This is a genomic window from Saprospiraceae bacterium, from assembly GCA_016719615.1.
Classification (GTDB): Bacteria; Bacteroidota; Bacteroidia; order Chitinophagales; family Saprospiraceae; genus Vicinibacter.
This window is the reverse complement of record JADJYQ010000005.1, coordinates 1-24998: the sequence shown is the minus strand read 5'-3', so window position 1 is coordinate 24998 and position 24998 is coordinate 1. Positions and strand designations below refer to the sequence as shown.

Below are 24998 nucleotides of genomic sequence, written 5' to 3'. Positions count from 1 at the left end.
TTATAGAATACTCCGTTAAATTTGAAGACCTATAATTGATTTCTCACACTTCCATTATACTTCTCCAACACCTCCGCCACAACAAATACACTACCCGTTACCAAAATGAGATCTTCAGGTTCTGCAGTCTTTATTGCTTGCGATAGACCTCTTCTAACAGATGTGTAGGCTTTTCCATCCAGTCCGAATTCACTTGCCTTTTCCTTCAAAATATCCGCATCCAATGCCCTCGGAATTTTAGCCTTTACAAAATAATACCGTGCATGTTTTGGAAAATAGGGAAAAACTTTACTCAGATCTTTTTCTTTTACAAATCCACAAACGATGTGCAACTTGTGGTAGCTCATGTTTTGCAATTGCTTTTCTAAAAACTTTATTCCGTCTTCATTGTGCGCACTTTCGCATACGAGCAAGGGCTTCATCGACACAATTTGCCAACGGCCCATGATGCGCGTCAATGAAGTGACTTGTTCAAAAGCTTTCCTTATGGCTTCCTGATTGATCTCAAACAATTTTATATCATGAAGTATTTTTACAGCAGCACATACCAATCTGATATTCTCCGCCTGATAAATTCCTTTGAGCTGAGGCCTTATGTCATAAGTTTTTCCATTTAATGTAGTGATTATTTCTTTTAAACCGAATGCATCAAATGTGGTTTCAAAATCCGGGATCACTTTTTCAGCAAGAAATAATTCAGAATCCATTTCTATTGCTTTCTTATGGAATACCGGCAAACATTCCTCTTGATTTCTTCCAATGAGCACCAGTGTATTCGATTTGATAATACCAGCTTTCTCAAATGCAATTTTTTCCAAAGTGTCTCCCAGCATATCGCTGTGATCCCAACTGATGTTGGTAATGATACTCAGTATTGGATTTATAATATTCGTTGAATCCAGGCGGCCACCAAGCCCTGTTTCAATAACAGCAAGATCTACTTTTTGATCTGCAAAATATTTAAATGCAAGGGCCACCGTCATTTCAAAAAACGAGGGTTTGATTATTTCCAATAATTCTTTGTTCGCTTCAATAAATCTGCTCACATAAGATCTCGGGATGTATTGTCCATTAATTTTAATACGCTCTCTGAAATCGATGTAATGGGGAGAAATGTACAAACCTGTTTTAAAACCATGCGTTTGCAATACTGCTGAAAGCATATGCGAAACACTTCCTTTGCCATTCGTACCGGCAATATGCAAACACTTGAAATGAGTTTGCGGATTGCCCAATGCCTCACACAATTTCTGAATATTGGTAAGGTCTTTCTTATATGCCGTGGCGCCTTGTCTGTGAAACATCGGCAATGCATCAAACATGTATTGAATGGCCTCCGAATATTTCATAAAATCGACTTTATCTTTCTTAAATAAAAGCTCAATTATTTAGTAACCATCAGTTTTAAAAAAGATAATTTTTGATCCGTTTCAAATATGCAATGATAGCTTCCAACCGGCAAATCCGTTAACTCAAACTCACTATGTCCGGAAAAAGTTTTTCTGATCAAAACTCTCCCGTTATTATCCAAAAGTTTAAAACGGACCGGCTGAGCTATATTAGAATGGAGTGTACACTTTTGATTTCCCAAACTTGGGTTGGGATAAATCATTATAAAGTATTCCTTCGATGGACTTCCCTTTTGTGTTGTGCTAACGATAACAGTATCATGTGCTGATTTTGTAAGCAAGAACTGACCTTCTTCCTGAACACGCGAGGGCTCAAAAACAACATTTCCATTAGACGATGGAAAGAGTAAACTGGCCTGACTTGAAAAATTCCAGGAAGCCGTATCCGCATTCGGATTTCTTTTATAAAGCGCATAGTCGGAGATTGGAGATGCATTTGAAATAAAACCGATGCTATCAAATTTCATACTTTTAAAAGATGAAAAACTTTTCTGCGCCCCATAATTATGTAAGATCCAATAAGAAGGCGAAGTTGGGTTTCCATTGGGATCAAAGTTGTTTTCCGGAATGTAGTTGATTCTGCTCAAACAAAGTTCACCATTTGGAAAAACTCCACCATCTTCAGTTGTGATTTCGACTCCCGTTTTATCAAATGTGTAGACTCCTCTGGACCGAATATCTAATCGCTGGCTCCGACCGGGTCCAACAGGCGCGGTAGAAGGAAGACGTTGTGCTGTTGCATTGAGGGACACGTGAGAAACTCCCTGTCGATCCAGTACCAGACCTTCGTTCTCATTAAATTGATAATAACGTTTGAGGCCACTTTCCTGGGTGTGCGTTCGCGTCAGGTGCATGATTTCTCTGATTTCACTTTGACTTAGGGCACGATCATAAAAACAAACTTCGTCTATTTGTCCATTGAAATAGCGATCTGTGCCATTTAAATCAGCACCGATTGCAAATGGACTAACGAACGTATGTTCGTTAACCGTTGTAACATGTTTGTACGCGGTTCCATTTTTGTATATCGTAACGGAACCCGGTTCAACCACCATCGCAACATGCGTCCATTCGTTTTGATCTAATCTGGCTTGCGAACTCCAATTGTATCCGCCTGAATTCCAATGATAGCGCAGTTCACCGTTACTCAACACACTTAATCCTGCGGCTTGACTATTGTCTCTCGAAAATAAAATACCGGCCCAGTTTTTTTGCACTGATGTAGACTTGACCCAGGCCATAAAACTGATGTTGTTTGTTGAAACATCCAATGCCGGAATTTGCGCATGTGCAGCGACTCCATCCAATTCCAATGCATATCCCGGCAAACTGTCTTTCTCACAAGCACTTCCGACTTCCACATATAAACTGTCTGTGAAAACTCCAGATGGATTGTCAATCTGCATCTTAATTTTTTTCAATCCCGGAGATTTAAAAACTACTTTCGGGGTTCGCGTGTCCATCCCTGATTGATATGCAACATCTTCAAAATTCCACATCCATTGGGTATTCGCATGATGCAATACCGAGTAATCGTCAAAATAAAACGTATCTCTCAGGCATGCAGAACGCAATTTATCAGCCATGATTTTAGGTAAAGTTCTTGAAGATTCGAATAAATCAATTTCCCAAACTCCAAATCCCCAACAACCATTGCGTAGTTTTCCCTCCTTATAAAAAGGCTTCAACCTGTTGGTCTCCGCACTGAAAGGCAATCCTTTTGAATACGGAAACCAATCGCTCATAACATTGTTCCGATAAAAAACACCGCGATGTGTACCGAGATAAATTCCGCCATCTGTACCATAAGCATGAAGTATATCTGAAATCCTTACATCATTTAAAACGGCTGTGGTCAGATTGATCCAGGACACACCTCCATCAATAGTTTTATATATTTTTTTACCATTGGACCCATACGTCACAGCAACCCATAAAACATTTGGATCTTCAGCACTAGAGACATTTTTACGCGATCATTATTATTGGGTAATGGCAATGAAGTTAATTTTTTCCAACTGCTTCCACCATTTTCGCTTTTCCACATCGAATCATCTGTTCCATCCCATTGACTGCAATACATCACTTCTGGATGTGAGCGCGAAATTTCAATTTCATAAACTTTATTATCGGCATTTCCTGGAAATGCATATAATAGATTGTAGGTGCCCCCGCCATCTTCACTTTTCCAAATTTTATTTTCATAACCCAAATAAATAATATTCCAACAATTCGGATGCCAGCTCATTTGGCTGTTTGCATAATAGGCATAAGATTCATTTGGAAATAAACCAATCGGAAAATATCGCACACCGTTGTTGAAATTTCCATTCAATGCATAACCACCAATATCTGAAAAATAGGTTTTGCGACCCGGACCCGGATTCACATATCCGGTTGGAGATTCTGCGCCACCCATTCTGAAAAATGTTTGAGATGGAAAATTTTCATGCCAGGCCATATTGCCATTGTGATACCTTCCGCCTACCAGTATGTCTTCATTCCAGCCCGAATCAAATCCCCATAAGTCTGCACCAGAAATTCCATCCATCCTTGCCTCCATGCTGGTGGCAAAATTGTTTGAATAATTGAGACCACCGTCGCTGCCAATCCACAAATCATTTCCATTGGCTTCCAGGCATTGAATGTCTGGATGACTCCAGGGCAATCCTCCTACATAGCTTCCCAATGCATTCCAGGTTTTTCCGCCATCATTACTCTTGAACCAAGAGGTTCCGCCGGCGATTAATTGATCTTCATTTTTTGGGTTGACGATAATAGCCATATCGTAAAATCCCTGATCAAATCCATCAGTACCATTGTGTGCCATCAGATTGGTATGGTTAGGTATACTGTATGTTCCCCCAATAGCATTGCCCGGATTGGTGTTGTTCCAGGTAAGTCCGCCATCATCACTTATAAAAACACCTATATATCCATTCAAGCTGCCTCCTTGTCCGCATAAGTAAGCATACAGTTTAAGAGCGTTGGTCTGACAAATGGCAAGGATGGCTCCGGTTACACTGTTGCCTGTTGCAGGAGTGTACCAATTGAAGGCATTTGAATTCCAATTCGTTCCCGAATTTTTTGTATTCATGAATTCAGAAGAATTTCCCTTTTGGCGAATGCAATAAAATTCACTGGAGATTTCAGTATTGGATTTTATTGTCCAACACAATTCGGTCCATTGTTTATTCCATGTTTTTCCTCCATCACTGCTTTGCAATAAACCTTTATTTCCTGCGGCAAAAATGATCTGGGGCTTGGTTCGGTGAATTTCAAAATCAAAAACATTCAAACCACTCTCTGAATATACGGTGGACCAGGACTGGCCACCGTTTACGGTTTTAATAATTTTGCCCGAAGTAGATGCAAATGCGGTATCGTGATTCGAAGGGTGGATGACAATGGCATCAAACGAACTGTGCAACACTTCTTTGGTTGTTAAGGTCCAGTTTATTCCTTTGTCGGTCGTTTTCCATAATCCACCTGATTCTCCACCCGCATAAAGCACATTCGGATCAGATTTTGAAATGTCGAGGCTATAAATATTGGTCTGCCAGGTCACCTTGGTTAGTCCATCGGTATGATAGGTCTTTGATGGGCCCAGAAAGCCCCATTCGAGTGCATTACGGATTTCGTTATTGTTTGAAGAACGCAATTCCCTGATTAAAATTTCTTCCCTATTCCATTCGTCTGCCGACATCTCCCGCACATAGCCCTGGTTATCCATAAATTTCCTGGCCCAAAGCATCCACCTCTTATAATATTGGCTGTAAGTATTCTTAGTAAACGGAAGGTTTTCATAGTATAACTTATAGGCGCGCTCCACTTCAAATACATTGGGAAGCTCTTTGTGCATAAGTTGTATGTAATGTGGAGCTTGGCGGTCATCCTTCAAAGCATCGGGTCTGAGCTGTGCGGTTAATTTGAAGGCGGCAACAAAAAAAATTAAGAAAACGAAGTATGCTTTCATAAGCTTATTCAATTGATATTGTGTACAAAATTAAGTGAATTGCATCAGATCATCTGAAGTAATAGGACGAGGGTCTTGTTTCCAGGATTGTCCGATAAGGGCATGCTTTTTATTCTGTTCCAGCAGATTTTGAAACTCTTCCAGTTCAAGGAGTTCAGCACCCATTGATTTCATATGTGGTGTATCCTGTTGACAATCGATAAACTTAAATTTCCGTCTGATGAGTTCGATACATAATGCAGCCAAAGCAATTTTGGAAGCATTACTTTCTTTGAAAAACATCGATTCGCCACAAAACATATTTCCAAGCGCCAGACCATACAAACCTCCAACCAAATCGCCGTCTTTCCATATTTCTAGGGAATGCGCCAAACCCTTTTCATGTAAATCTGAAAAAGCTTGAATGATATCGCCGTGGATCCAGCTTCCGTGTTCACCATGCCGGGCCACCGTTTTGCATTGAAGCATCACATCCAAAAAATTGCAATCCACACTGTATTGAAAAATATTTTTCTTCATCAATAATTTCAAACTCTTCGCGATCTTCAGTTTCTTTGGAAACAGCACCAGCCTGGGAATGGGAGCAAACCACATGATTTGCTGGCCTTCATTGTACCAGGGAAAAATTCCATTGAGATAAGCCACCAGCAATTGTTCAAACTCCAGACTCCCGCCTACCATGAGTAAGCCGTCGTAAATGCCATCTGCAAGGTCCGGAATTAAATAATGACTTTCGTTGAGTTTGTATTCCTGCATGTTGATTGCAAAGATGGGGTAACAAAGTGAATTTAGGGGGGTAGGGGGGTAGGGGGGTCCAATAGTCTGTAAGTCTGGGAGGCTTGTAAAACTTCAACCTTTGAAAATGTTGATTCTTGTCCAATAATTATTGATTTATTTTCAACAAGCAAGCTTATATCTTAATTACTCTTAATGAATTGACGAACCCGTTTTTATTACTGAATTGTATAAAATAAAATCCTGGAACCCAATTAGCCGTATGTATAATTGACTTACCATACTTGATTTTTGAATCATAAAGAACATGCCCATGTTGACTAATTATTTTACAGATTACATATTCCTTCAAATTTTTTATTAATTCTATAGTTATATAATCTTTAAAAGGAGAGGGATATAAAACTATGGCAAAACAATTTGAATTTATGTCATTGACTCTTGGAAAGTTAGGTATTGAATTTGAAATGAAGATATGTTCTTCAAATATACACAAAGGAACTTCAGGAATTATCTGTGCTGATTAAACAATATGCTTGGAGACTTGAAGACGAATGGTGGAAATTAAATAATCAACAATAGACTTAAATACAGTAATAATCCAATAAATAAAATTGTAAAAATAAAATTAAAATAAAATAAGTTTTTACTATTTGTAAAACCAAATTTTTTTAGCAGTTTATTTTCGTCTACTAATTCACTTTTCAAGTATAAATAATAGTTTGATGCGACAATGATTATGATAAACATTACTAATTCAACACCAATATTCCTAAAATATTCAAAATTCTTATATTTAACCACCCTTAAAAATAGTATAAAAACTAAAATAACGAATAATACTATTTTAATAAACTTTGCTCTATTTATATTCGTTAAAACTGACATATGTTGTTTATTTATGCTACATACATTTCGAAAAAGGTAAAATTTTATTGTTAGTTATTTCGGGCAGCAATCGGCATGATTTTTCTCAGCTTCACGAATACACCTGTTAGCATTATCCACTCCGTTCATAGCTATCCCAACTGAAGCTCCCCAACCCCACTCTGCCACCCAAGCTGAGGCTACAGCAAAAATTGCATTCATTAAACATTCTTTTAGGGCCTTTTTATAAGCAGGACAACAATCCTCTTCAGGTAGATCACCGTTTTCGTCCAATTCACCCATCAGAGCAATCAATTCAATTTTTTCTGACTGACTTAATTCTGCTATATCAGGGTATCTATTTTGTAATAATGCGCCAAGGGTATCGATTAGTGCTATGTTACCCATTATGGATGTAACATTTTCAAAACCATAAGAATTTAGCGTATTTTGAAGATCGGTTGACTCAATAATCGTATCAAAAAGGGTGGTATCGTTATGAAATATATCTCTGTTTTCATAAAACAGAGAATCGCAAAAATTTAACATAGCTTGCTTTTGGGCTATAAAATCAGCATCCGTTAATATAGGATGATCTTGAACATCAATTCCAGAAACAGGAATGTCATTATCATCTGAACTGCCATCTTGTAACTCTTGTTTTGAACAAAAGTAAAAACAAGTAGAAACGAGTATCAAAAAGAACAAGAAAAATTTCATATTCTTTTTTATTAATAAAAATTAAAAGTGTAGAAATTACAATTAAAATCTAATTTTCCAATATTTGAATGTGCTTTATAAAATGTCAATCTAACTAAAGTTAATTTAAAAAACAGCGGCAAAATGTAATGTTAACAAATAATTAACACAATTATTTTTTTTATATTGTAACACCCAGGATACACTGCTTAAATATTTGTAACAGTAATGTATCCGTCCCACGAAGTACACTTAGGCAACAATCTCAATGTTCTTCTTCGCGGTTGACCTGCACCAATTCTGCGGAAGTAGTTCTGAGATACGATTTATAGGATGATCCTTAATTCTGTGGAAGACATCGGTTAACCAATCATATGGGTTAATGTCATGGAGCTTGCAAGTAGCAAACAAGGAATAAACCATAGCTGATCTATGGGCTGATTCCTCAGAACCTGCAAACAAATAATTCTTTCTACCCAGAGCCAAAGGACGGATAGCATTTTCTATAAGGTTATTATCAATTTCTACTTCACTATGAACTGTATATGCCAGTAGCTTATCCCATCGTTTGATTGCATATACAAAGGCTTTTCCAATTGCACTGGCTGGAAGTATAGATTCTACATTTTTATCAAGAAATTCTTTAATAGTATTCAAAACCGGAATGGCATTTTCCTGTCGCCATTTTTGTCGTTCTTCTTTGGATAGTTTTTGTTCTTTGGCAGATTCCTCAATTTTATAAAGAATTTGAATTTGCCTTAACACGTAATCTGCGCGCTGTTTGTCATTATCAAGTGCTTGTTCAAAATATCTTCTGGCATGTGCCCAGCAACTGAACATATTAAAATCCGGATTTTTATCACAGGATTCATAAACGCTATAACCGTCTGTTTGTAACTTACCTTTAAATCCCTGGATATGATTATTAAAATATTCAGCTGACCTTCCTTTTTGATAAGTAAATAGGACTAAATTATTTTGTGGATCTCTGCTGACCCACATATATCCTAAATGACATTTTCCTTTTACTTCATCTGATTGCACTTTGATTGGGCTTTCATCCGTTTGTAAATAATTAGCGGATAGAACTTCTTTTTGATGAGCACCAAAAATGGGCTCCAATGCATTGACATATTGACTGCCCCAGCCTCCAAAAGTCGATCAAGGGATATCCACTTGATGCATTCTTTTGAGTTGTTGGAGGAATCTATAATATGGGTTATGATCCAAATACTTTCCAATAATAGCATAAGTCATAAAATCTGGACCAGCTATGCATTTATCAACTACTCTCGAAGGCATCGGAGCAATGATTATTTTTTCTGACTTTGGGTCTTTGTATTTAGGTCTTTCGTAGCGATTGACATAGATGACTCCTGGAATGTACTCCAATTCTTCAGTGACATTTTTGCCAATACATTTCATATCATCCGTTTTCCCCTCTGGCTCCAGTACAATGACTTCTCGCCTTAAGTGATCTGGCAGTTCTTTCCTTCCTCCGCGTTTGTGTACTGCCTTTTCTCTGGTGTGGGTTATTCTTTCAGTTAAATTTTCTAATGGTTGCTCCTCCTCGTTCACTTGTGTAAATAATGTATTCGGTGGGAGAGGTGGTTCGTTGCTTATGAATCGCTCCGATTTTGCTCCAAATATGAATCGTTTTAATTGCGCTAATTCTTGGCGTAAGTATTCGTTTTCCTTCTTGTATTCTGCAATTTGCGTAAGCAAATATTCATTTGTAATTTCTTTATTTGAATCTTGTATCACAACAACAAGATCGCAATTTATTTTCAATTTACATAATTATTTTTCAAATATTTTTCACCAATTATATGTCTCTTTCTATAACGAATACTGTTCAATTTAATGCCCTGCATGATACACATTAATTGCGTCCAACTGATGTTCAATTTTATATGATTAGTTTGCGATTCCATAATTTCAAAGGTACCTCTATCTAAACGCTTGCTCAATAATACTAATCCTCCGGTATCGTAAACCATCATCCGTATTTGATTACGCCGTTTATTAGTAAATAGATATACGTCACCGCTCAATGGATTACTTTGCATGATTGATTTAATAATTCCAAACAGTCCGTCATAACTTTTGCGGAAATCTGTAATACCGGTATATAGAAAATACCGGTGTCCGCTAGTAAACGGAATCAACTTTTGGAATTGATCAGTTTCAATAATGTTTCTGAACCGGGATTCGCCTGAAAGTTGATCGTCACTCCATTAGGATATACCAATCGAATTGTTGAATTTGGTGGTTGGATAGATCCAATTTGAATAAATTCATTTTTTGATTTTGATGGTTCCTTTAAACAGTACTTCTTTCTCCAATATTGAAATTGATGTATTGGGAACCCCTTTGTTGCCATAAAACTTTTAAGCGACATTCCGCTAGTTTCCAATTCAATTTTCAGCAGTTCAAATTCTTGCTTTGTCATATAAACTATTTTCTGGCAAAGCTATCGGGTGTTTGGGTCTCTCGCAAGATGTACTTCGTAGGACGGATACTCATAAACTAAATTTTCACAAAGCTATTTGGTGGCATTTGATTATGCAAGATTTACTTGATTATACGGATACTTTTTGTCTATAAAATATTTAAATTTCGTTATATGTTATAAATAATGTTTATCTTTATTTACATTATCTACTTATGGAAAAATATTTAAATAAATTTCTTTCAATCTTTGTATTCCTATTTATAATTCAATTTTGCATTAAAAACAATAGGGCGTTACCTTTTAATGGAATTATAAACAATTTAATTTGGGAGCCATTAAGCAAATTATTGCCATTTGATTTAATGAATAAATTATTTTTTAATGCAGTCATTTTTAACTCAGAGTCACCTTTTGGAGGTAGTGGTGATACAACTTCTGAATTCATTATTTTTTTTGCAATAATTTTGACTTCAATAATTTGCACAATTTTTTTATTTACTATACCTAAAATACGAGAAATAAAATTTGAAGTGCTTAATTACCTTATTCTAAGGTATTATCTAGCCTTTATTATGATTTACTATGGCTTTGCAAAAATGTTTTCATTGCAATTCTCACAATTTGATCTGCTAACTTTAACTACAACCTATGGTGAATCAAGCCCAATGGAACTAGCTTGGGCATATTTTGGGTACTCACATTCATATCAATTCTTTATTGGCTTTTTAGAAGTTCTTTCATTTTTTCTGCTCTTTAGAAGAACAGCGACTTTTGGCGCACTGATCACACTTGTAATGACAATAAATATTGTAGCTGTAAATTACTTTTTTGATATACCAGTAAAGTTATTTTCATCAATTTTATTATTTTTTACTATTGGCCTACTATCAAAAGATCTGAAGACTATTTTCATGTTCTTATTTTCCGGTAATTATGTTTCACTTAAAACAAAACCATACAATTTTGCAGATACAAATAGATTGCCTATATATTTAGTTGCAATAAAAACGGTTTTAATTGTTTTCTACTTTTTTTCAACAATTTCTGCCTTAAGCTCAAAAAAATTTAAATTTGATGCTATATCTAAAATACAACCAACAATGTATGGTTCATATACTATACTTAAACAAAATTTTTGATTCTTTAAAAAATGCAAATCAAGTCGATAATAATTGGAAACAATTAATTATTGAGAATGAAGGCTTTGCAACTGTTAAATACAATTGTGACATTACTTTAAATTATGTAACATCATTTGATTCTATAAGTAAAAGTCTAATATTTTATGATGAAATGATGAATATTAAGTATGCTTACTTAATTTCAATAATTGACACCAATTCTTATATATTGAAATGTCAAGATACATTTATTATAACTAAACAAATTGTTTCAAATAATATTAAATTAAAACATTTTCATTGGATAAATGATAACACAAACAATAAGTAAATCCGAGATTAATTTTTTAGTAAATTTAATTTATTATATCTAGATATATAATATTTATTTAATATGTAATATATTAAATTTTCATATTTTTTGTGATTATCAATAAATATTCTATTCAAGTTCATGTGTATATAGCTTCTCAAGTATTCCATTAATTTCTCAGGAGAAACATTTTTTATCAGTTGAGCAGTGATTAGTCTATTTTCATGAGATCTTAAATTAAGTGAAGCTAGTATTGCCATACTGCTATCATTATTTAGAATATTATGCTCTAGAATTTTGCTCATACTTTCCTTTATCTCTAAATAATACTTTTTTTGTAAAGACTTTATAGCAATGCTTGTCCCATCACTATTGTTTAATTGATTGATATAGAATGATGTAAAGTTGACACAATCATAATGATTTAAGTTAAAATCTTTTAAAAACATATCGACTGATTTTAATCCAACCAATAATTTTGTTTTTATATCAAAATTTAAAAATTGTTGATTAATAAGTGTTAAAACAGATCTACTATCATTGCTAAATAATTTTTCCGCTAATTCAATGCTATTAGTTCCATATTTCTCTACCTCTCTTTCATATGTCTCAATTTGAATTTTCCAAACTAATTTTTCAGATTCACATCTTAAAATAAAATTTGTAATTAATGTTTTTAATTCTGAGCAAATATTACCATTTTTGAAATGAAATCTAAATCGCAAGTGATATGATGGCACGTTATACCTTATAAAACCATTTATCAATATTGAGAAATAATTTACATTCTTTTATGTATAGGCTTTTAAATAGCAGAAGTATTTTATCTGAATTAAATTTATTACAAAAGATACAATAAAATAACCATTCACTATCTGGAAGAAATTTACGCGCTAAATAATTTCTTTTCTTATCATACTTATCAAACTTAATTTCTGAATAGTTTTCATTATTAACCGAATTATTATTACTATTTATGAATGAAAATAAATATTCATTTTCATAAGAACCATTGGAATCACTAACATTAGAGAACCCATACTGCATGAGGTTTTCATATAATGTCAATATTTCTAGATCTTTGAGCTTCTTAGCAACATTAAGCAATATTTCAATACATTGAATAGACTTTAAATTAAGAAATAATTCACCTTCGGTCGTTTTAATTAATACCATTTGAGGTATCTTATGTAGTTTTCTAAACTTGTTAAAATTACTTACTTTATCAATAACTATTCCTCTGAAAATATGATCAAATTCCTTTTTATTGAATCGCCACATAGCCCTGGAAATAATTACATTTTTATAAATTACCCTTGGCATAAAACCTATTTGCTTATCTAAAATACCCCAATTAAATTCCCACCCTTCAGATACATCTTGATATTGTAGTTCACATAGAAATTTAAATACAGGGAATTCAGTAATATTAAAATTATATGCGTTAGAAAGACTTGGTAAAACTTTCTTGTTAAGTTTTTTTGATCTTAATACAATTCTATTATTTTGAATAGATATAAATAAATCATTATAATTTATTTGAGTGTTTTTAAAATCCTTATTCCTGGTTATTAGAGAAATTTCATTTTGATAAAATATTTTTCTCTGCATAATATTTGCCACTTTTAAATTTGGCACATGTATAATTTCTGCTCTAATTGAATTATTTGATACATCAGATTCAATATTCGATAAATTTTCACAAATATCACTAATTTCTGAATTAAATAATGAAAATCTTGACAGCGAACGTATTGCAAATGAGGAAATATCTTTAAAATGAATCCAATATTTATTTAAAGTGTGATCAACATTTACAAAATTTACTAATATAGAAATAGTCTTAGATAAATTATTTTTTAATATTAATTTATCTTTAATATCATCTAAGGAAATTTCAATTTGATAACTACTATTTTTAACTGCTTTCACATACAATTCAATCAAATACAAATCAATATCACTACAACTATTAGATTTGATGTCTTTCTCTACTTTGTTGTTGTCTTCCAATAATAAATATTCTGCTATTAACTTTTCCACATACAAATTTGACTCGCTTAATATATAACCTATACCATTAATTGGATCAAGTACTTGAGCAAGGGGTAATTCTTGCTCTTGATATCTATTTTGATATTCTATTATAAATTTTTCAAGTGCTACATTTTGGCGCTGGTTTATAAAATAAGATACTATTTCTATAACTTCAGATATTTCTTCAACAATTTTTACATTCAAATTACTTTCTTTTAGGTCACAAATCGAATTAATATATAAAATTTTATTTCTTTCTATACTTATTGATAATGATCTAAATAAATTGTATAACTCTTCGTACATTAATATTCCATTTCCTAATTGCAAATTATTAAGAATCTTACTAGCATCTTTCAAGACTAATTCAGCTTTTAACAAACTTTCACACTTTGTTTCTATGCTGGCAATAATATCAAGACTGGCTTGTAAGAATAAACTTGTGTTTAAGTTTTTTCATAGTCACTAATTAGAAATTCCTTATCTATCAATCCATCTAGTATAGAGCTTGCATTTTGAACAGAAAATTTATTACGTATTAAACCTAAGAGTTCTTTATAAATAATTCCATCCTTGGACCAATTTAATATAGTATCTAATAAATCTGACTCTTCTATCCTAGAAATAGAATATTGAGAGTTACTCTCATCCAGATGACAACTAAAAAAACAAATTTCATTATTTACTCTATAAATGGTATTATTTGGATAGTAATTAAGTAATTCTCTAAATTGTGGGAAACTTTGTAAATATTTAGTCAACTTGTTAACTAATGAAGTGTCAAGTTGAACTATTCTTTGTACTTCGTCAGACAATATTTGTTTTCCAATCTTATTTTGGCTGATTCCACCAATTGAACTTTTAGAAAGTACTCCAAATGGTGTACATTTAGTAGCCATTCTTAAAAGATATTTTGTCACAGATAACAATATCTTATTCCTTTGCTTATTTGACTTTAAATTTCCGTTTAAGATTTTTACAAATTCAAAATACAAATCTGGAGATGATAAATAAATAGCCTCTAAATATTTCACATCTGATTTGCAAAACTTAATTACATCTAACTCTGAAAAAATAAATTTTGCTATGCTCTCAATTGGCAAAATTGGTGTTCTTAGAATGTATCTATTTAGTAAAGTGTAATTACTACCATATTTCTTGTGTATCATTATATTTACATTATCTTAGCAAAAGACAACTATCCCAACTGGGTTTAATTTTACTGATTGAACTTATTAAAGATAAACCAATTCCTGCAACTCCATTTAGTATCCCACAATTATTTGTCCATACTTCTATGTCATTATCATCAATTGACCATGTTTTATAGAAACCAGAATCATCAGTTAGAGTTTTCATTTCTAAAACAACTTTGTACCAGTTTATGGCAGCAGTTTTAATTTTTTTTAATTTGGTTATTTGATAGAAATTATTATAAATATGTGCAATTCCTGTAGCGCCATGGCAAAGGCAATTATCCATCACTAAAGTTTCCATTTTATGGGTTCGTGAAATAGACGAGTCTAGTATAATTAATGATTCTTCTAGCAATGACTTTTTACCAAGTGAATTACCAGCTTGCCATAAACAAATTGCGACTCCAAGATCCCCATTACACCAAGCTAATCTACTAAAGTTGTTGTTACTATTTTCATATACTACTTCAGGGTAAATTGAAACATTAGCTATATTGCATTTATGTTTTAAAAGCCAATTAACACTACCATCTAAAAGTTTCTTCGATAAACTTTTATTTATTCCTTTTGCATACGTTTTACTTAAAAAGCAGAGTATACTTGGTATACCGTGCGCTAAGCCTAGATTGTACTTCTTTTTGTTAAATGGTTCATCATCCATAGTGAAAAATTATCTGCCCAAGTAATATATCCCCATTTTTTTCTGCGGTCTGATCTAATAAGTTAACGATCCTTTCTAAGGATTTATAAGCAATAGCACTAGGAAGCCTTTCAAAATAATACAATCCACTTCCAAGTCCTCCGTATAGATAATCAAAATTATTCTCCGCAAATTTATTTTCTAAGAAAGTTAAAATAATAATATCAATTTCTTTAAAAAACTCATCTTTATTAATTTGAATTAATCCATTATTTTTTGATTTAATAAACACCAAGAAAGCCCACAAATTCCATTACTAAAAGAGAAATCTGGTTTATCAGTATTTATTGATCTAATACAATCTAAAAAGAAATGAATTAGCTATGGCTTTATATGAAGAATTTTTAGATAGAATGTTGAGGTAAAAGTAATATATAGCTAGACCAGCTTTTCCTCCAAATAGTGAATTATTATTTACATTATATAACTGAGAAGTTATTAATTCAATTCTTGACTTTACTAATTTTATCTCATTTTTATCTACGAAAATTGGCTCCCAATTTAGCATTAATTTTAATTAAACAAATTTTGAGGAAATATTGTATTAATTCATACTATCATTTTAAAAATCCAATTAATAAAGCAAATGAATATTTATTAACTTTTAGCAAATTCCTCTCCTTGGTAAGGGGTTGAGAATTCTAATAGTCCATACTTCTGGTTCATCAGGTTTCCCACACATAAAACGACTTGTCCAATCTAAACTGCAATTTCTCGGTACTTGAGGAATTCTATGTGAAAACATTTCAGGACCATTATCAGGCAATCCAATATAACTAGAATTAAAATTTATATTAGAATTTAAACCTAATGTTTCATTCGTATCTAAAATTAGTTGATTAAAGTTTTGCATAATTTAAATTTAATTCATTTTTAAGTGATAAATAATAAAACACTAAGCAGGCTCTTGAAGTCTCCAATTAGCTCCAGCAATAATAATACTAAAAGTTTCTGCAACTTGGGTCGATGCAAAAATTGTCAAATCTCCTCTTATTGCTATACTTCCTTGTGCCAATACTTGATGGGTAAAACTAGAATTAATGGAATTCTGTGTTCTAGCAGGTACTACAACTTCTGTAAATAAGGTCTTTGAAGAACCATCCGAAGCCGCTAAAAACAATCTTATCATACCTGGGGTCGTGGTTCCTTGGGCCTTAATAATTATTGAAGTAATTTCACAGCCGTTATAAGTTGTAGGGGAACCTGCCTGAAAAATCTGAACAGTCGTTCCTGTTCCATCTAAGTTTGAATTAGCCGAGAAACTATTTCAGCCCCGGAAGTTTCAATATAGACATTTAAATTTTCAGATGGTGCAGCATTTGTAGGGTTAACCCAATTGAGACCTTCAGCAATAACATTAAATGTTTCTGCTACTTGAGTAGAAACATAAATTTTATCCCAGCAAGCATTGAGTAATTAATGGGGATAACTACTTGAAAGCTACAATCCCTTGAAGATTTAGTAACAATAGGAATTGGCACTTCCAATATTATATTATAATTATTGTTGCTTGCATTTTTTAAAAAGAATCTTACCATACCTTGAGTGGTATTGGTTTGGGCTTTAATTATTAATGTTTTTAATAATGTCCCGTTGTTGCCAGCTGTCAAAAGTAATGTTGTAGTTCCAGTACCATCCAGATTAGAATTTGCAGTTGAGATTGTCACAAAACCTGTATTAGCAATATATTTTAGTTCCATCTAAGTAAATTTTAAACAAAATTAAGAGATTCAATCTTCTCACACAATACTCATTTATAATTATTAACTAAATAAGTCCTATTTTCACCAACTTATACAGGACTTCAGCCAAATTCTTGGCTCCAACTCTATTTATTATATTTCTCCTGTGAGTATTCACAGTATGAACTGAAAGATTTAAAATACTCGCAATTTGCTTGCTGGACTTACCGCTAACTACTAATTTAGAAATTTCTAATTCTCTTACTGAAAGATATAAATTACTTTTTATTCTAAAGTTTTTCATAGATTTAGGCATTTTCAATTTTATAAAAACAGAATCAATAAACTCTAATATTTTCTGAATATGTTAAGACAAAAAATGAAGATGGGTTTTATGTTAAAGCGATCAATTATCAAATTCATTTTAATGGCCTGTATCATATTTTTAGTGTAAAGTATCAAGGCTTACCCTGATACTTTTTCAATACAAAAATTCAATACAAAAACTCTGAAACTAATCTCTATCAATTTCATGTCAATCATTTTCAAAAGAACGACTTTACTTTATAAAAAGAAATCGGCGAAATGGGAGCTATCTATTCAAAAAAAAACTAATCAAAGTTACTGTAGTGAAGATCCGTTTGTCAAGAGGATTTTTCCTGTATTTTTAAGGTGTTTTCCTGTATTTCATTAATATATGCATAATCCGGACCATACTAGACCACTAAATCCGGAGTAAAGTGACCCACCCCTAAATCTTTATAAGAATTGATGCAAAAGAATTGGTATTTGGGATCTTAAACCAATTACCAAATGTCAGCTAAACCAAAACAAATGCATCAAGTAAAGAGTATTTTTCAAATGAAGCAAGCGGATATGAGCATCCGTAATATTTCAAAGCAAAGCGGTATATCACGAATCACCATTCGCGAATACCTTGGGCGTATCCAATCTGTAGGAATTGATTTACCAAGAGCTTTAGAGCTCTCGGATGAAGAATTATCAGTATTGATATTTAACTCTACAGAAACCCGAAATGGTGAAGCAAATCAACGGTATTACGTATCCGTCCCACGAAGTACACTTAGGTAACAATCTCAATGTTCTTCTTCGTGGTTGACCTGCACCAATTTTGCGGAAGTAGTTCTGAGATACGATTTATAGGATGGTCTTTAATTCTGTGGAAGAAATCGGTTAACCATTCATATGGGTTAATGTCATGGAGCTTGCAAGTTGCAAACAAGGAATAAACCTTAGCTCATCTTTGAGCAAATTCCTCAGAACCTGCAAACAAATAATTCTTTCTACCCAGAGCCAAAGGACGGATAGTATTTTCTATAAGGTTATTATCAATTTCTACTTCACCATGAACTGTATATGCCAGTAACTTATCCCATCGTTTGATTGCATATCCAAAGGCTTTTCCAATTGCACTGGCTGGTAGTATAGATTCTACATTTTTATCAAGAAATTCCTTAATGGTATTCATTACACTTAAATATTTGTCGCCGATTATATGTCGTTTTCTATAACGAATACTGCTCAGTTTAATGCCCTGCATACACATTAATTGCGTCCAACTAATGTTCAATTTTATAGGATTAGTTTGCGATTCCATAATTTCAAAAGTACTCTATCTAAACGCTTGCTCAATAATACTAATCCTCCGGTATCGTAAACCATCATCCGTATTTGATTACGTCGTTTATTAGTAAATAGATATACGTCACCGCTCAATGGATTACTTTGCATGATTGATTTTATAATTCCAAACAGTCCGTCATAGCTTTTGCGGAAATCTGCAATACCGGTATATAGAAAATACCGGTGTCCGCAAGTAAACGGAATCAACTTTTGGAATTGATCAGTTTCAATAATGTTTCTGATCCGGGATTCGCCTAAAAGTTGATCGTCACTCCATTAGGATATTCCAATCAAATTGTTGAATTTGGTGGTTGGATAGATCCAATTTGAATAAATTCATTTTTTGATTTTGATGGTTCCTTTAAACAGTACTTCTTTCTCCAATAATGAAATTGATGTATTGGGAACCCTTTGTTGCCATAAAACTTTTAAGCGACATTCCGCTAGTTTCCAATTCAATTTTCAGCAGTTCAAATTCTTGCTTTGTCATATAAACTATTTTCTGGCAAAGCTATCGGGTGTTTGGGTCTCTCGCAAGATGTACTTCGTAGGACGGATACACAGTAATGCAACTTAATAAAATTACTTCCAAATAATTTTTGTTAAATTTTACGTTTAAAGGTATCCGTCCCACGAAGTACACTTAGTTCCTTTAAACAGTACTTCTTTCTCCAATAATGAAATTGATGTATTGGGAACCCCTTTGTTGCCATAAAACTTTTAAGCGACATTCCGCTAGTTTCCAATTCAATTTTCAGCAGTTCAAATTCTTGCTTTGTCATAAACTAAATTTTCACAAAGCTATTTGGTGGCATTTGATTATGCAAGATGTACTTGGTTATACGGATACAAACAACTAAATCATTGCAATTCAGACAAGATGCAGTTGGTCGGTGGGATACGGTTTTTCCACAATATGTATAGGCTAGATTTTAAATAATGCATTTCTAAACTAATTTTATCAATGGATTCAGCATTGATTGCCAGTTTCTATTTTATTTTGGACAGGTGTGATAAATACATTTAATTTAAAACAAACTTGTTCAATTGTACTAGCTTATGATTCATATAAAACTTAATAAAATATAGACCAGATTCTAAATAAACTAAATCATAATCCCATTTATTTTGATGTGCAGACATTTGATTCTTTCGATAAGTTTACCTGAGATGTCATATATTTGAATTTCATAATAATTAGCGTTATTTAACTTTGTATTTTCGATCTTCAAATGTCCCTCAGATGGGTTGGGATAAATGATAAATTTATTGCTAGTAGAAAAATTATTTGTTGCAGTTAAGCTATCACAATTGCTCCCAATTTCAGTATCAAGATTAAAATTTGCAAAATTCGGAAGTCCTATCCCACAATTTACCGGTAATTCAATAGCACGATGATTAAAATCACAAGCTAGTCCACGTTCATTTGGAAAATTAATTACATGTAAATATATATTGCTTGAAATACAACTTATATATGTCCTTTTCTGGTGCATTTTGTATATCAAAATATTCTGTCGAGAAAGTATTTTTATATAGAAATCCATCCCAATTTGCAATTTGTATCACTGAATTTTCTATATTATTGGACTCCAAGTCATATTGATATATTTTAGTCGCAAGCACAACATACAAATATTTGTTATTTGGAGACAAACAACTATTAACTACCCCTGATGAATCCAAGTCTGGTAATAAGTATTGTTTAAAATTACTTATTAATCCTGTACATCTATCAAAATCCATAATTTGCAAATGATTGTTAATAGATGTTCTAATTAACTTGGTGCCATCGTAAGAAGCGATTAGGTTACCTGAATTTGACAAATCAATTAATGTAGAACCAATTTCTTGTGGTGTGAATTTTAAGAATCCATTATCAGTCAGTAAAACAATATAATAAATTGACTTGTTATAATCACGATTGATAATCCACCAAAATCTTCTTATTAGAATGTTTGCAAACAGCCATTTGGTTTGGAATAAATTTACCTTCCAGAATAATTTGATTTTTATTTAATACTTTACCTAAGCCACCATTATCATTTATTGAGATTAAAGTATAATACAATTTATCTGAATAAGAAGTGTTTAAATTTGAATCCCAAATCTTTCTTTTATGAATAAGATAGATAAGATTTTCCATACCGTTAATAGTTAAAAAACTGGACGCGTTTGTTATAGGGTAAAAAACTCCCTGATAATCATTCCAATAGTCCCCCGGATTCAATGTATCACCATTTTCAACAATTCCATGTTCTTTGTTCCCAAGGTTAAATCCATCAAAATAGAATAAAAGATTTCCATTTTTATCCGAAATACTTGCATTCTCAAAACCCAAATAAAATCTATGACCTCCTTTAGTTGGTAAAATATTAATTGAGTCTTTGGAAAAATTTAAAATTACTCTTCCAAATCTTGATGGTTGTGGAATATTATTATACCCAATTACCCAATTTAGGTTTTGGACTTGCGAAATTGATGAAAACTGTTGGATTACAAGGTAAAATATTATTTTAAAAATTCTATAATTCATGGAGTAAATATTTTTCTGCCTTCATTGAACCATCAAGAAACTGATATTTAATTAAATAGATTCCTGTAGGCAAATTTAAATTACTTTGAGGACTTTTTAAAGACTCTGATTTTGGATTTTTTAGTTAAAAGGATGTTTTACCAACTGAATCAAAGAAACAGTTTCTATGTCCTTGAAAAATGCTTAATATCCGCTAAAGAAAAAATATTCAAATATTTCTTCTTTGTTTTGAACGCTTAATCAGAATTGAAAACGGGTGACATGTAAATGAGATAACAATATTAAAACTTATAAAGATTCATACCAAATTTTTTTAGTTAAATTTTTAAACTCAATGAAAAATTCAGGGTTTAACCTGATACCCTATCAGTAGAAACCCTGAGAAGAAATGTCATTTACTGGGTTTATATAAAATTTATTTAATGCCAATCTGGAAAAATGTGCAGTCTTTGTTTTGATTACTAATACTTATACACAGGTTTAGAAATGTTCTTTAACAATCTAAATTAGTAATTATGAAAATCAAATGGCGAGAGCCAAACAACATCGTCTATGTTGCTTGTAGGCTTGTAGGCTTTTCGGATATAAATAAATTTCTTATTTGCAATAACTTTATAATGTTGGGATGTTTGTAGGTATGTAGGAGGGTGTGTGTTAGTCTGTTAGTCTGTTAGTCTGTTAGTCTGTTAGTCTGTTAGTCTGTTAGTCTGTTGGTCTGTAGTCTGTTAGTCTGTTAGTCTGTTAGTCTGTTAAAAAAACACGCCCTAACGAATGTTAGTTCAAATAAAATACAATTATTTTCAATTTATTTTCAAAACTTTACTTGCCTAAGTATTGCTTTTGGCTTTTGGCTTTCCTGACATGAACCAGCTTCTTCTTAAAATAATTTTTGATGTCGGGAGCTTTGAGCTTCCTCCTTAAACCTTTATCGTCTCAATCACCGCAGAGAGTCCGCGATCGCATAATGCATCTTTCATGGGGACCAGAATATTGAAACTTGCCGTTTTGACAACAGCTTTGCCTTTGAAATGCACGATCAGTGATAATTGCTCTGCCTGCTCAAAGCTGTGTTTACAAACATCCATCAGGCATTGAATGACCCAGTCAAAAAGTGTTGACATCATCATTAAACACGATCAGTTCAGATACTTCGCCGGTGGCTTCTTCCAACAGGACTTCATCTTCCAGGGCTTCCCAGGTTCCAGGATTTGTTTGTGGCATAATTGAATCAATTGAGATTATCCAATGTTCTGTTCACAGCGTCGAAGTTAGGTAAATTTCAGCATTCTCCAAAATTTCGATATACCGGAGCAGGCCTTCTTTGTCGATCACAAAAGCCGCCCGCTTGAGACTCCCCTTAAACCAAAATTAAATTCCTCATAAAGGCAGTCGTAAGATCTGGAAACCGACTTATTAAAATCAGACAACAAAGGATATGGCAAATTTAATTTTTCTTTGTATTTGTTCAGGCTATAGGGAGAATCTACGGAGATCCCAAGAATTTGTGCATTGATTTTTGCATAAAATCCATCTGGTCGCGTATGCTACAGAGTTCTTTGGTACAGGTACCCGTAAGCAAATGGAAAAACAACAAGACGACATTCCGGTTTGCAAAATCGGTAAGGCTTACTTCCTTCTTTTCATTGGAAATAAGGGTAAATCCGGGTGCTTTTTCGCCAATTTTTAAACTGTACATATCTTGCTGTTCAAGCGGGCACAAAATAGATATTTGTACCAATTTACAAAATGAATCTCACAGATCGTCAAAAAAGCCATTTTAAACCCTCCATCTCGCGGTCTTTTTGTTTGGCTTTACGGGAATTTTAGGTAAACTCATCTTATTGCCCGCATTGACCCTGGTTTGGTGGCGCGCACTGATGAGCTGGATTTTGATGTTGCCCAATTTTAAAACAGGCCGGCGGACTCAAAATCTGACGCCCTGAAGTATTTTTTATCTTTCTGGGCATTGGCGTTGTGGTTTGCTTTCATTGGATGTGTTTTATGGTTCCATCAAACTTTCAAATTCGTCGATAGCCATGATCTGTCTGGCTTTTATTCCCATTTTACCGCTTTTTTGAAAGTTTGTTCAATAAAAGGCCCTTAAACAGATTGGATGTGATCACTGGATTGGTCACCATTCCATCCATGTGGATGATTGTACAAAATATAGACCTGAGTTTCAGGCTGGGATTTGCAGCCGGAGTTCTTGCTTCCCTATTTTCTGCCATTTTTGCCAGTTTAAATAAAAAATATATCATGAAGCGACAGCCATTCAAATATCCTGGCTGGAACTCTTTTCTGTATGGCTGGTTTTATCTATCATCATTCCGTTTATGTATTTCTATCAACCCGAAATGAAATTTCTACCACAGGAATGGATTTTCTTTACCTGATCTTGTTATCATATGTATGCACTGTAGTGTCTTATGTTTTGGCACTCAAATCATTACACCACCTGAGCGCTTTTTCATCCATGCTGGCCTTTAATCTGGAACCCATTTACGGGATTATTTTGGCCATACTCGTCTTTAGTGAACATAAAGAATTTAATACCTATTTTTACATAGGTGCTACGATATTGATCTTAAGTGTTTTTCTCCACCGATTTTACAGAAAAATGGAATCCAAAACAATTCCCGGAAATTGAGCAATAAAAAAGGTCCTGGTCTGAACTCAAATAGTATATTTACGTTTACTATAAACCAACATTAAAACAAGTATTATGCCCTTTACACTCCCCGAACTTCCTTATCCTCATCAAGCGCTTGAACCTCATTTTGATACGCGCACCATGGAAATCCACCATGGCAAACATCATGCAGCCTATACTACAAATCTGAACAATGCCATCAAGGATACTCCACTGGAATCCATGACCATAGAAGAAATTCTCAAAAACCTTGACATGAACAATATGGCGCTTCGCAACGTCTGTGGAGGCTATTACAATCATTGTTTATTTTGGGAATGCCTTTCACCATGGCGGGGAGAACCCAAAGATGAGTTGGGAGCTGCCATTACTGAATCTTTCTGAAGTTTTGAAGCTTTTAAGGAAAATTTTCTCAAGCAGCTATGACCCGCTTCGGATCAGGTTGGGCCTGGCTATGCGTTCAACCGGGCGGGAAGCTCGAAATTTGTTCGACGCCCAATCAGGACAATCCTCTCATGCCTGCAACAGCTTGTGGAGGAACGCCTGTCATCGGTCTTGATGTATGGGAACATGCTTGTATTTACTCTATCAAAACAGAAGAGCCGAATTTATTTCAGCGTTTTTCAACGTCGTCGATTGGGAATTTGCTGAAAACGCTTACGCGCGTTTGCGTTAATTCACTACTCTATTTATGAACACATTAAACACAGTCATAGAATTATGCTGTGCAGATATCCATTCCGTTCAAGCAGCAGAGATTTATAAAATACCTGCTATTGAATTGTGTATAAATTTAAGTTGTGGTGGACTTACACCCGGTATGGCCATGGTTCTCAAACCCGTAAATTATTTAAGGTAGGTTGGGTATTGATTAGACCTCGCAAAGGAATTTTTCATTATAGTACTTTGGAAAAAGTCCTGATACTCGATGAAATTCCAGAATGCTTGATGCCAGGGCAAATGCCATCGTCATTGGCG

29 protein-coding genes and 3 pseudogenes are annotated in these 24998 nt (G+C 33.5%); 5 read left to right on the top strand and 27 right to left on the bottom strand.

Going from position 1 to position 24998, the window contains the following annotated elements; all coding sequences use genetic code 11:
* Positions 1 to 29 precede the first annotated feature (29 nt).
* From IPM92_09940 to IPM92_09895, 10 genes are all read right to left on the bottom strand, one after another.
* On the bottom strand, positions 30 to 1349 hold the full coding sequence (locus IPM92_09940; protein MBK9108661.1) for a bifunctional folylpolyglutamate synthase/dihydrofolate synthase: 1320 nt from the start codon (positions 1347 to 1349) through the stop codon (positions 30 to 32).
* A gap of 35 nt (positions 1350 to 1384) precedes the next feature.
* Positions 1385 to 3334 carry a T9SS type A sorting domain-containing protein gene (locus tag IPM92_09935; protein MBK9108660.1) on the bottom strand — a complete coding sequence of 650 codons (1950 nt, stop codon included), beginning with the start codon at positions 3332 to 3334 and terminating at the stop codon, positions 1385 to 1387.
* On the bottom strand, positions 3331 to 5385 hold the full coding sequence (locus IPM92_09930) for a hypothetical protein (protein ID MBK9108659.1): 2055 nt from the start codon (positions 5383 to 5385) through the stop codon (positions 3331 to 3333). The genes IPM92_09935 and IPM92_09930 overlap by 4 nt, the downstream gene beginning before the upstream one ends.
* A gap of 30 nt (positions 5386 to 5415) precedes the next feature.
* Complete coding sequence (locus IPM92_09925) at positions 5416 to 6141, bottom strand: leucyl/phenylalanyl-tRNA--protein transferase (protein MBK9108658.1); 726 nt, start codon at positions 6139 to 6141, stop codon at positions 5416 to 5418.
* A 154-nt stretch (positions 6142 to 6295) separates the two neighbouring features.
* Positions 6296 to 6616, bottom strand: coding sequence for a T9SS type A sorting domain-containing protein (locus IPM92_09920; GenBank protein MBK9108657.1), 321 nt, complete (start codon positions 6614 to 6616; stop codon positions 6296 to 6298).
* A gap of 446 nt (positions 6617 to 7062) precedes the next feature.
* Complete coding sequence (locus tag IPM92_09915; GenBank protein ID MBK9108656.1) at positions 7063 to 7707, bottom strand: hypothetical protein; 645 nt, start codon at positions 7705 to 7707, stop codon at positions 7063 to 7065.
* Between the two features lie 231 nt (positions 7708 to 7938).
* A complete protein-coding gene (locus tag IPM92_09910; GenBank protein ID MBK9108655.1) occupies positions 7939 to 8808 on the bottom strand; it encodes an IS66 family transposase in 870 nt (289 codons plus the stop codon).
* Between the two features lie 39 nt (positions 8809 to 8847).
* Positions 8848 to 9477 (bottom strand): IS66 family transposase zinc-finger binding domain-containing protein, encoded by a 630-nt coding sequence (locus tag IPM92_09905; protein MBK9108654.1) that lies wholly within the window; start codon positions 9475 to 9477, stop codon positions 8848 to 8850.
* Positions 9474 to 9854: an IS66 family insertion sequence element accessory protein TnpB gene (tnpB, locus tag IPM92_09900; GenBank protein ID MBK9108653.1), complete on the bottom strand. Its 381-nt coding sequence runs from the start codon at positions 9852 to 9854 to the stop codon at positions 9474 to 9476. The genes IPM92_09905 and tnpB (IPM92_09900) overlap by 4 nt, the downstream gene beginning before the upstream one ends.
* Positions 9851 to 10138 carry a hypothetical protein gene (locus tag IPM92_09895; GenBank protein MBK9108652.1) on the bottom strand — a complete coding sequence of 96 codons (288 nt, stop codon included), beginning with the start codon at positions 10136 to 10138 and terminating at the stop codon, positions 9851 to 9853. Before IPM92_09895 ends, tnpB (IPM92_09900) begins: the two co-directional genes overlap by 4 nt.
* A 215-nt stretch (positions 10139 to 10353) precedes the next feature.
* On the opposite strand from IPM92_09895, the gene IPM92_09890 reads away from it, so the two are divergent.
* Positions 10354 to 11280 (top strand): hypothetical protein, encoded by a 927-nt coding sequence (locus IPM92_09890; GenBank protein MBK9108651.1) that lies wholly within the window; start codon positions 10354 to 10356, stop codon positions 11278 to 11280.
* 321 nt (positions 11281 to 11601) lie between these two features.
* On the opposite strand, the gene IPM92_09885 is transcribed toward IPM92_09890, so the two are convergent.
* From IPM92_09885 to IPM92_09845, 9 genes are all read right to left on the bottom strand, one after another.
* Entirely contained in the window at positions 11602 to 12315 is a 714-nt protein-coding gene (locus IPM92_09885; protein ID MBK9108650.1) for a thiopeptide-type bacteriocin biosynthesis protein, read from the bottom strand.
* A 1-nt stretch (position 12316) separates the two neighbouring features.
* The gene (locus IPM92_09880) at positions 12317 to 13993 is read right to left on the bottom strand and encodes a lantibiotic dehydratase (protein ID MBK9108649.1); all 1677 of its coding nucleotides are present in this window, start codon (positions 13991 to 13993) and stop codon (positions 12317 to 12319) included.
* A 65-nt stretch (positions 13994 to 14058) separates the two neighbouring features.
* Entirely contained in the window at positions 14059 to 14715 is a 657-nt protein-coding gene (locus IPM92_09875; protein ID MBK9108648.1) for a lantibiotic dehydratase, read from the bottom strand.
* A 76-nt stretch (positions 14716 to 14791) separates the two neighbouring features.
* The gene (locus IPM92_09870) at positions 14792 to 15469 is read right to left on the bottom strand and encodes a hypothetical protein (protein ID MBK9108647.1); all 678 of its coding nucleotides are present in this window, start codon (positions 15467 to 15469) and stop codon (positions 14792 to 14794) included.
* The gene (locus tag IPM92_09865) at positions 15462 to 15755 is read right to left on the bottom strand and encodes a hypothetical protein (protein ID MBK9108646.1); all 294 of its coding nucleotides are present in this window, start codon (positions 15753 to 15755) and stop codon (positions 15462 to 15464) included. The genes IPM92_09870 and IPM92_09865 overlap by 8 nt, the downstream gene beginning before the upstream one ends.
* Before the next feature lie 357 nt (positions 15756 to 16112).
* Positions 16113 to 16361, bottom strand: a complete 249-nt coding sequence (locus tag IPM92_09860) for a hypothetical protein (protein ID MBK9108645.1) — start codon at positions 16359 to 16361, stop codon at positions 16113 to 16115.
* 42 nt (positions 16362 to 16403) lie between these two features.
* Complete coding sequence (locus IPM92_09855; GenBank protein ID MBK9108644.1) at positions 16404 to 16637, bottom strand: hypothetical protein; 234 nt, start codon at positions 16635 to 16637, stop codon at positions 16404 to 16406.
* A gap of 241 nt (positions 16638 to 16878) precedes the next feature.
* Positions 16879 to 17208 carry a hypothetical protein gene (locus IPM92_09850; GenBank protein MBK9108643.1) on the bottom strand — a complete coding sequence of 110 codons (330 nt, stop codon included), beginning with the start codon at positions 17206 to 17208 and terminating at the stop codon, positions 16879 to 16881.
* 67 nt (positions 17209 to 17275) lie between these two features.
* Positions 17276 to 17494 carry a helix-turn-helix transcriptional regulator gene (locus tag IPM92_09845; protein MBK9108642.1) on the bottom strand — a complete coding sequence of 73 codons (219 nt, stop codon included), beginning with the start codon at positions 17492 to 17494 and terminating at the stop codon, positions 17276 to 17278.
* A 509-nt stretch (positions 17495 to 18003) separates the two neighbouring features.
* Here IPM92_09845 and IPM92_09840 point away from each other — a divergent pair.
* Positions 18004 to 18282, top strand: a complete 279-nt coding sequence (locus IPM92_09840) for a hypothetical protein (GenBank protein ID MBK9108641.1) — start codon at positions 18004 to 18006, stop codon at positions 18280 to 18282.
* Here IPM92_09840 and IPM92_09835 read toward each other — a convergent pair.
* The 8 genes and pseudogenes from IPM92_09835 to IPM92_09800 form a co-directional block, all read right to left on the bottom strand.
* Positions 18275 to 18433 carry a transposase domain-containing protein gene (locus tag IPM92_09835; protein MBK9108640.1) on the bottom strand — a complete coding sequence of 53 codons (159 nt, stop codon included), beginning with the start codon at positions 18431 to 18433 and terminating at the stop codon, positions 18275 to 18277. The genes IPM92_09840 and IPM92_09835 overlap by 8 nt on opposite strands.
* Positions 18434 to 18448: 15 nt before the next feature.
* Complete coding sequence (locus IPM92_09830) at positions 18449 to 18808, bottom strand: transposase (protein ID MBK9108639.1); 360 nt, start codon at positions 18806 to 18808, stop codon at positions 18449 to 18451.
* Positions 18784 to 19041: an IS66 family insertion sequence element accessory protein TnpB gene (gene tnpB / locus IPM92_09825; GenBank protein ID MBK9108638.1), complete on the bottom strand. Its 258-nt coding sequence runs from the start codon at positions 19039 to 19041 to the stop codon at positions 18784 to 18786. The genes IPM92_09830 and tnpB (IPM92_09825) overlap by 25 nt, the downstream gene beginning before the upstream one ends.
* Positions 19042 to 19940: 899 nt before the next feature.
* The gene (locus IPM92_09820; protein ID MBK9108637.1) at positions 19941 to 20330 is read right to left on the bottom strand and encodes a T9SS type A sorting domain-containing protein; all 390 of its coding nucleotides are present in this window, start codon (positions 20328 to 20330) and stop codon (positions 19941 to 19943) included.
* A 422-nt stretch (positions 20331 to 20752) separates the two neighbouring features.
* Positions 20753 to 21370, bottom strand: a complete 618-nt coding sequence (locus IPM92_09815; protein ID MBK9108636.1) for a hypothetical protein — start codon at positions 21368 to 21370, stop codon at positions 20753 to 20755.
* Positions 21371 to 22287: 917 nt separating this feature from the next.
* A pseudogene (locus IPM92_09810) lies at positions 22288 to 22591 on the bottom strand (ATP-dependent Clp protease adaptor ClpS).
* A gap of 7 nt (positions 22592 to 22598) precedes the next feature.
* Positions 22599 to 23066: pseudogene (locus IPM92_09805) on the bottom strand (redoxin domain-containing protein).
* A 367-nt stretch (positions 23067 to 23433) separates the two neighbouring features.
* Positions 23434 to 23598 carry a hypothetical protein gene (locus IPM92_09800; protein ID MBK9108635.1) on the bottom strand — a complete coding sequence of 55 codons (165 nt, stop codon included), beginning with the start codon at positions 23596 to 23598 and terminating at the stop codon, positions 23434 to 23436.
* Between the two features lie 74 nt (positions 23599 to 23672).
* Between IPM92_09800 and IPM92_09795 the strand changes: the two genes are divergently transcribed.
* The 3 genes and pseudogenes from IPM92_09795 (at position 23673) to IPM92_09785 (ending at position 24879) form a co-directional block, all read left to right on the top strand.
* Entirely contained in the window at positions 23673 to 24017 is a 345-nt protein-coding gene (locus IPM92_09795) for an EamA family transporter (protein MBK9108634.1), read from the top strand.
* A gap of 75 nt (positions 24018 to 24092) precedes the next feature.
* Positions 24093 to 24696: pseudogene (locus IPM92_09790) on the top strand (superoxide dismutase).
* A gap of 15 nt (positions 24697 to 24711) precedes the next feature.
* Positions 24712 to 24879 carry a hypothetical protein gene (locus IPM92_09785; GenBank protein MBK9108633.1) on the top strand — a complete coding sequence of 56 codons (168 nt, stop codon included), beginning with the start codon at positions 24712 to 24714 and terminating at the stop codon, positions 24877 to 24879.
* The last annotated feature ends 119 nt before the right edge of the window (positions 24880 to 24998 follow it).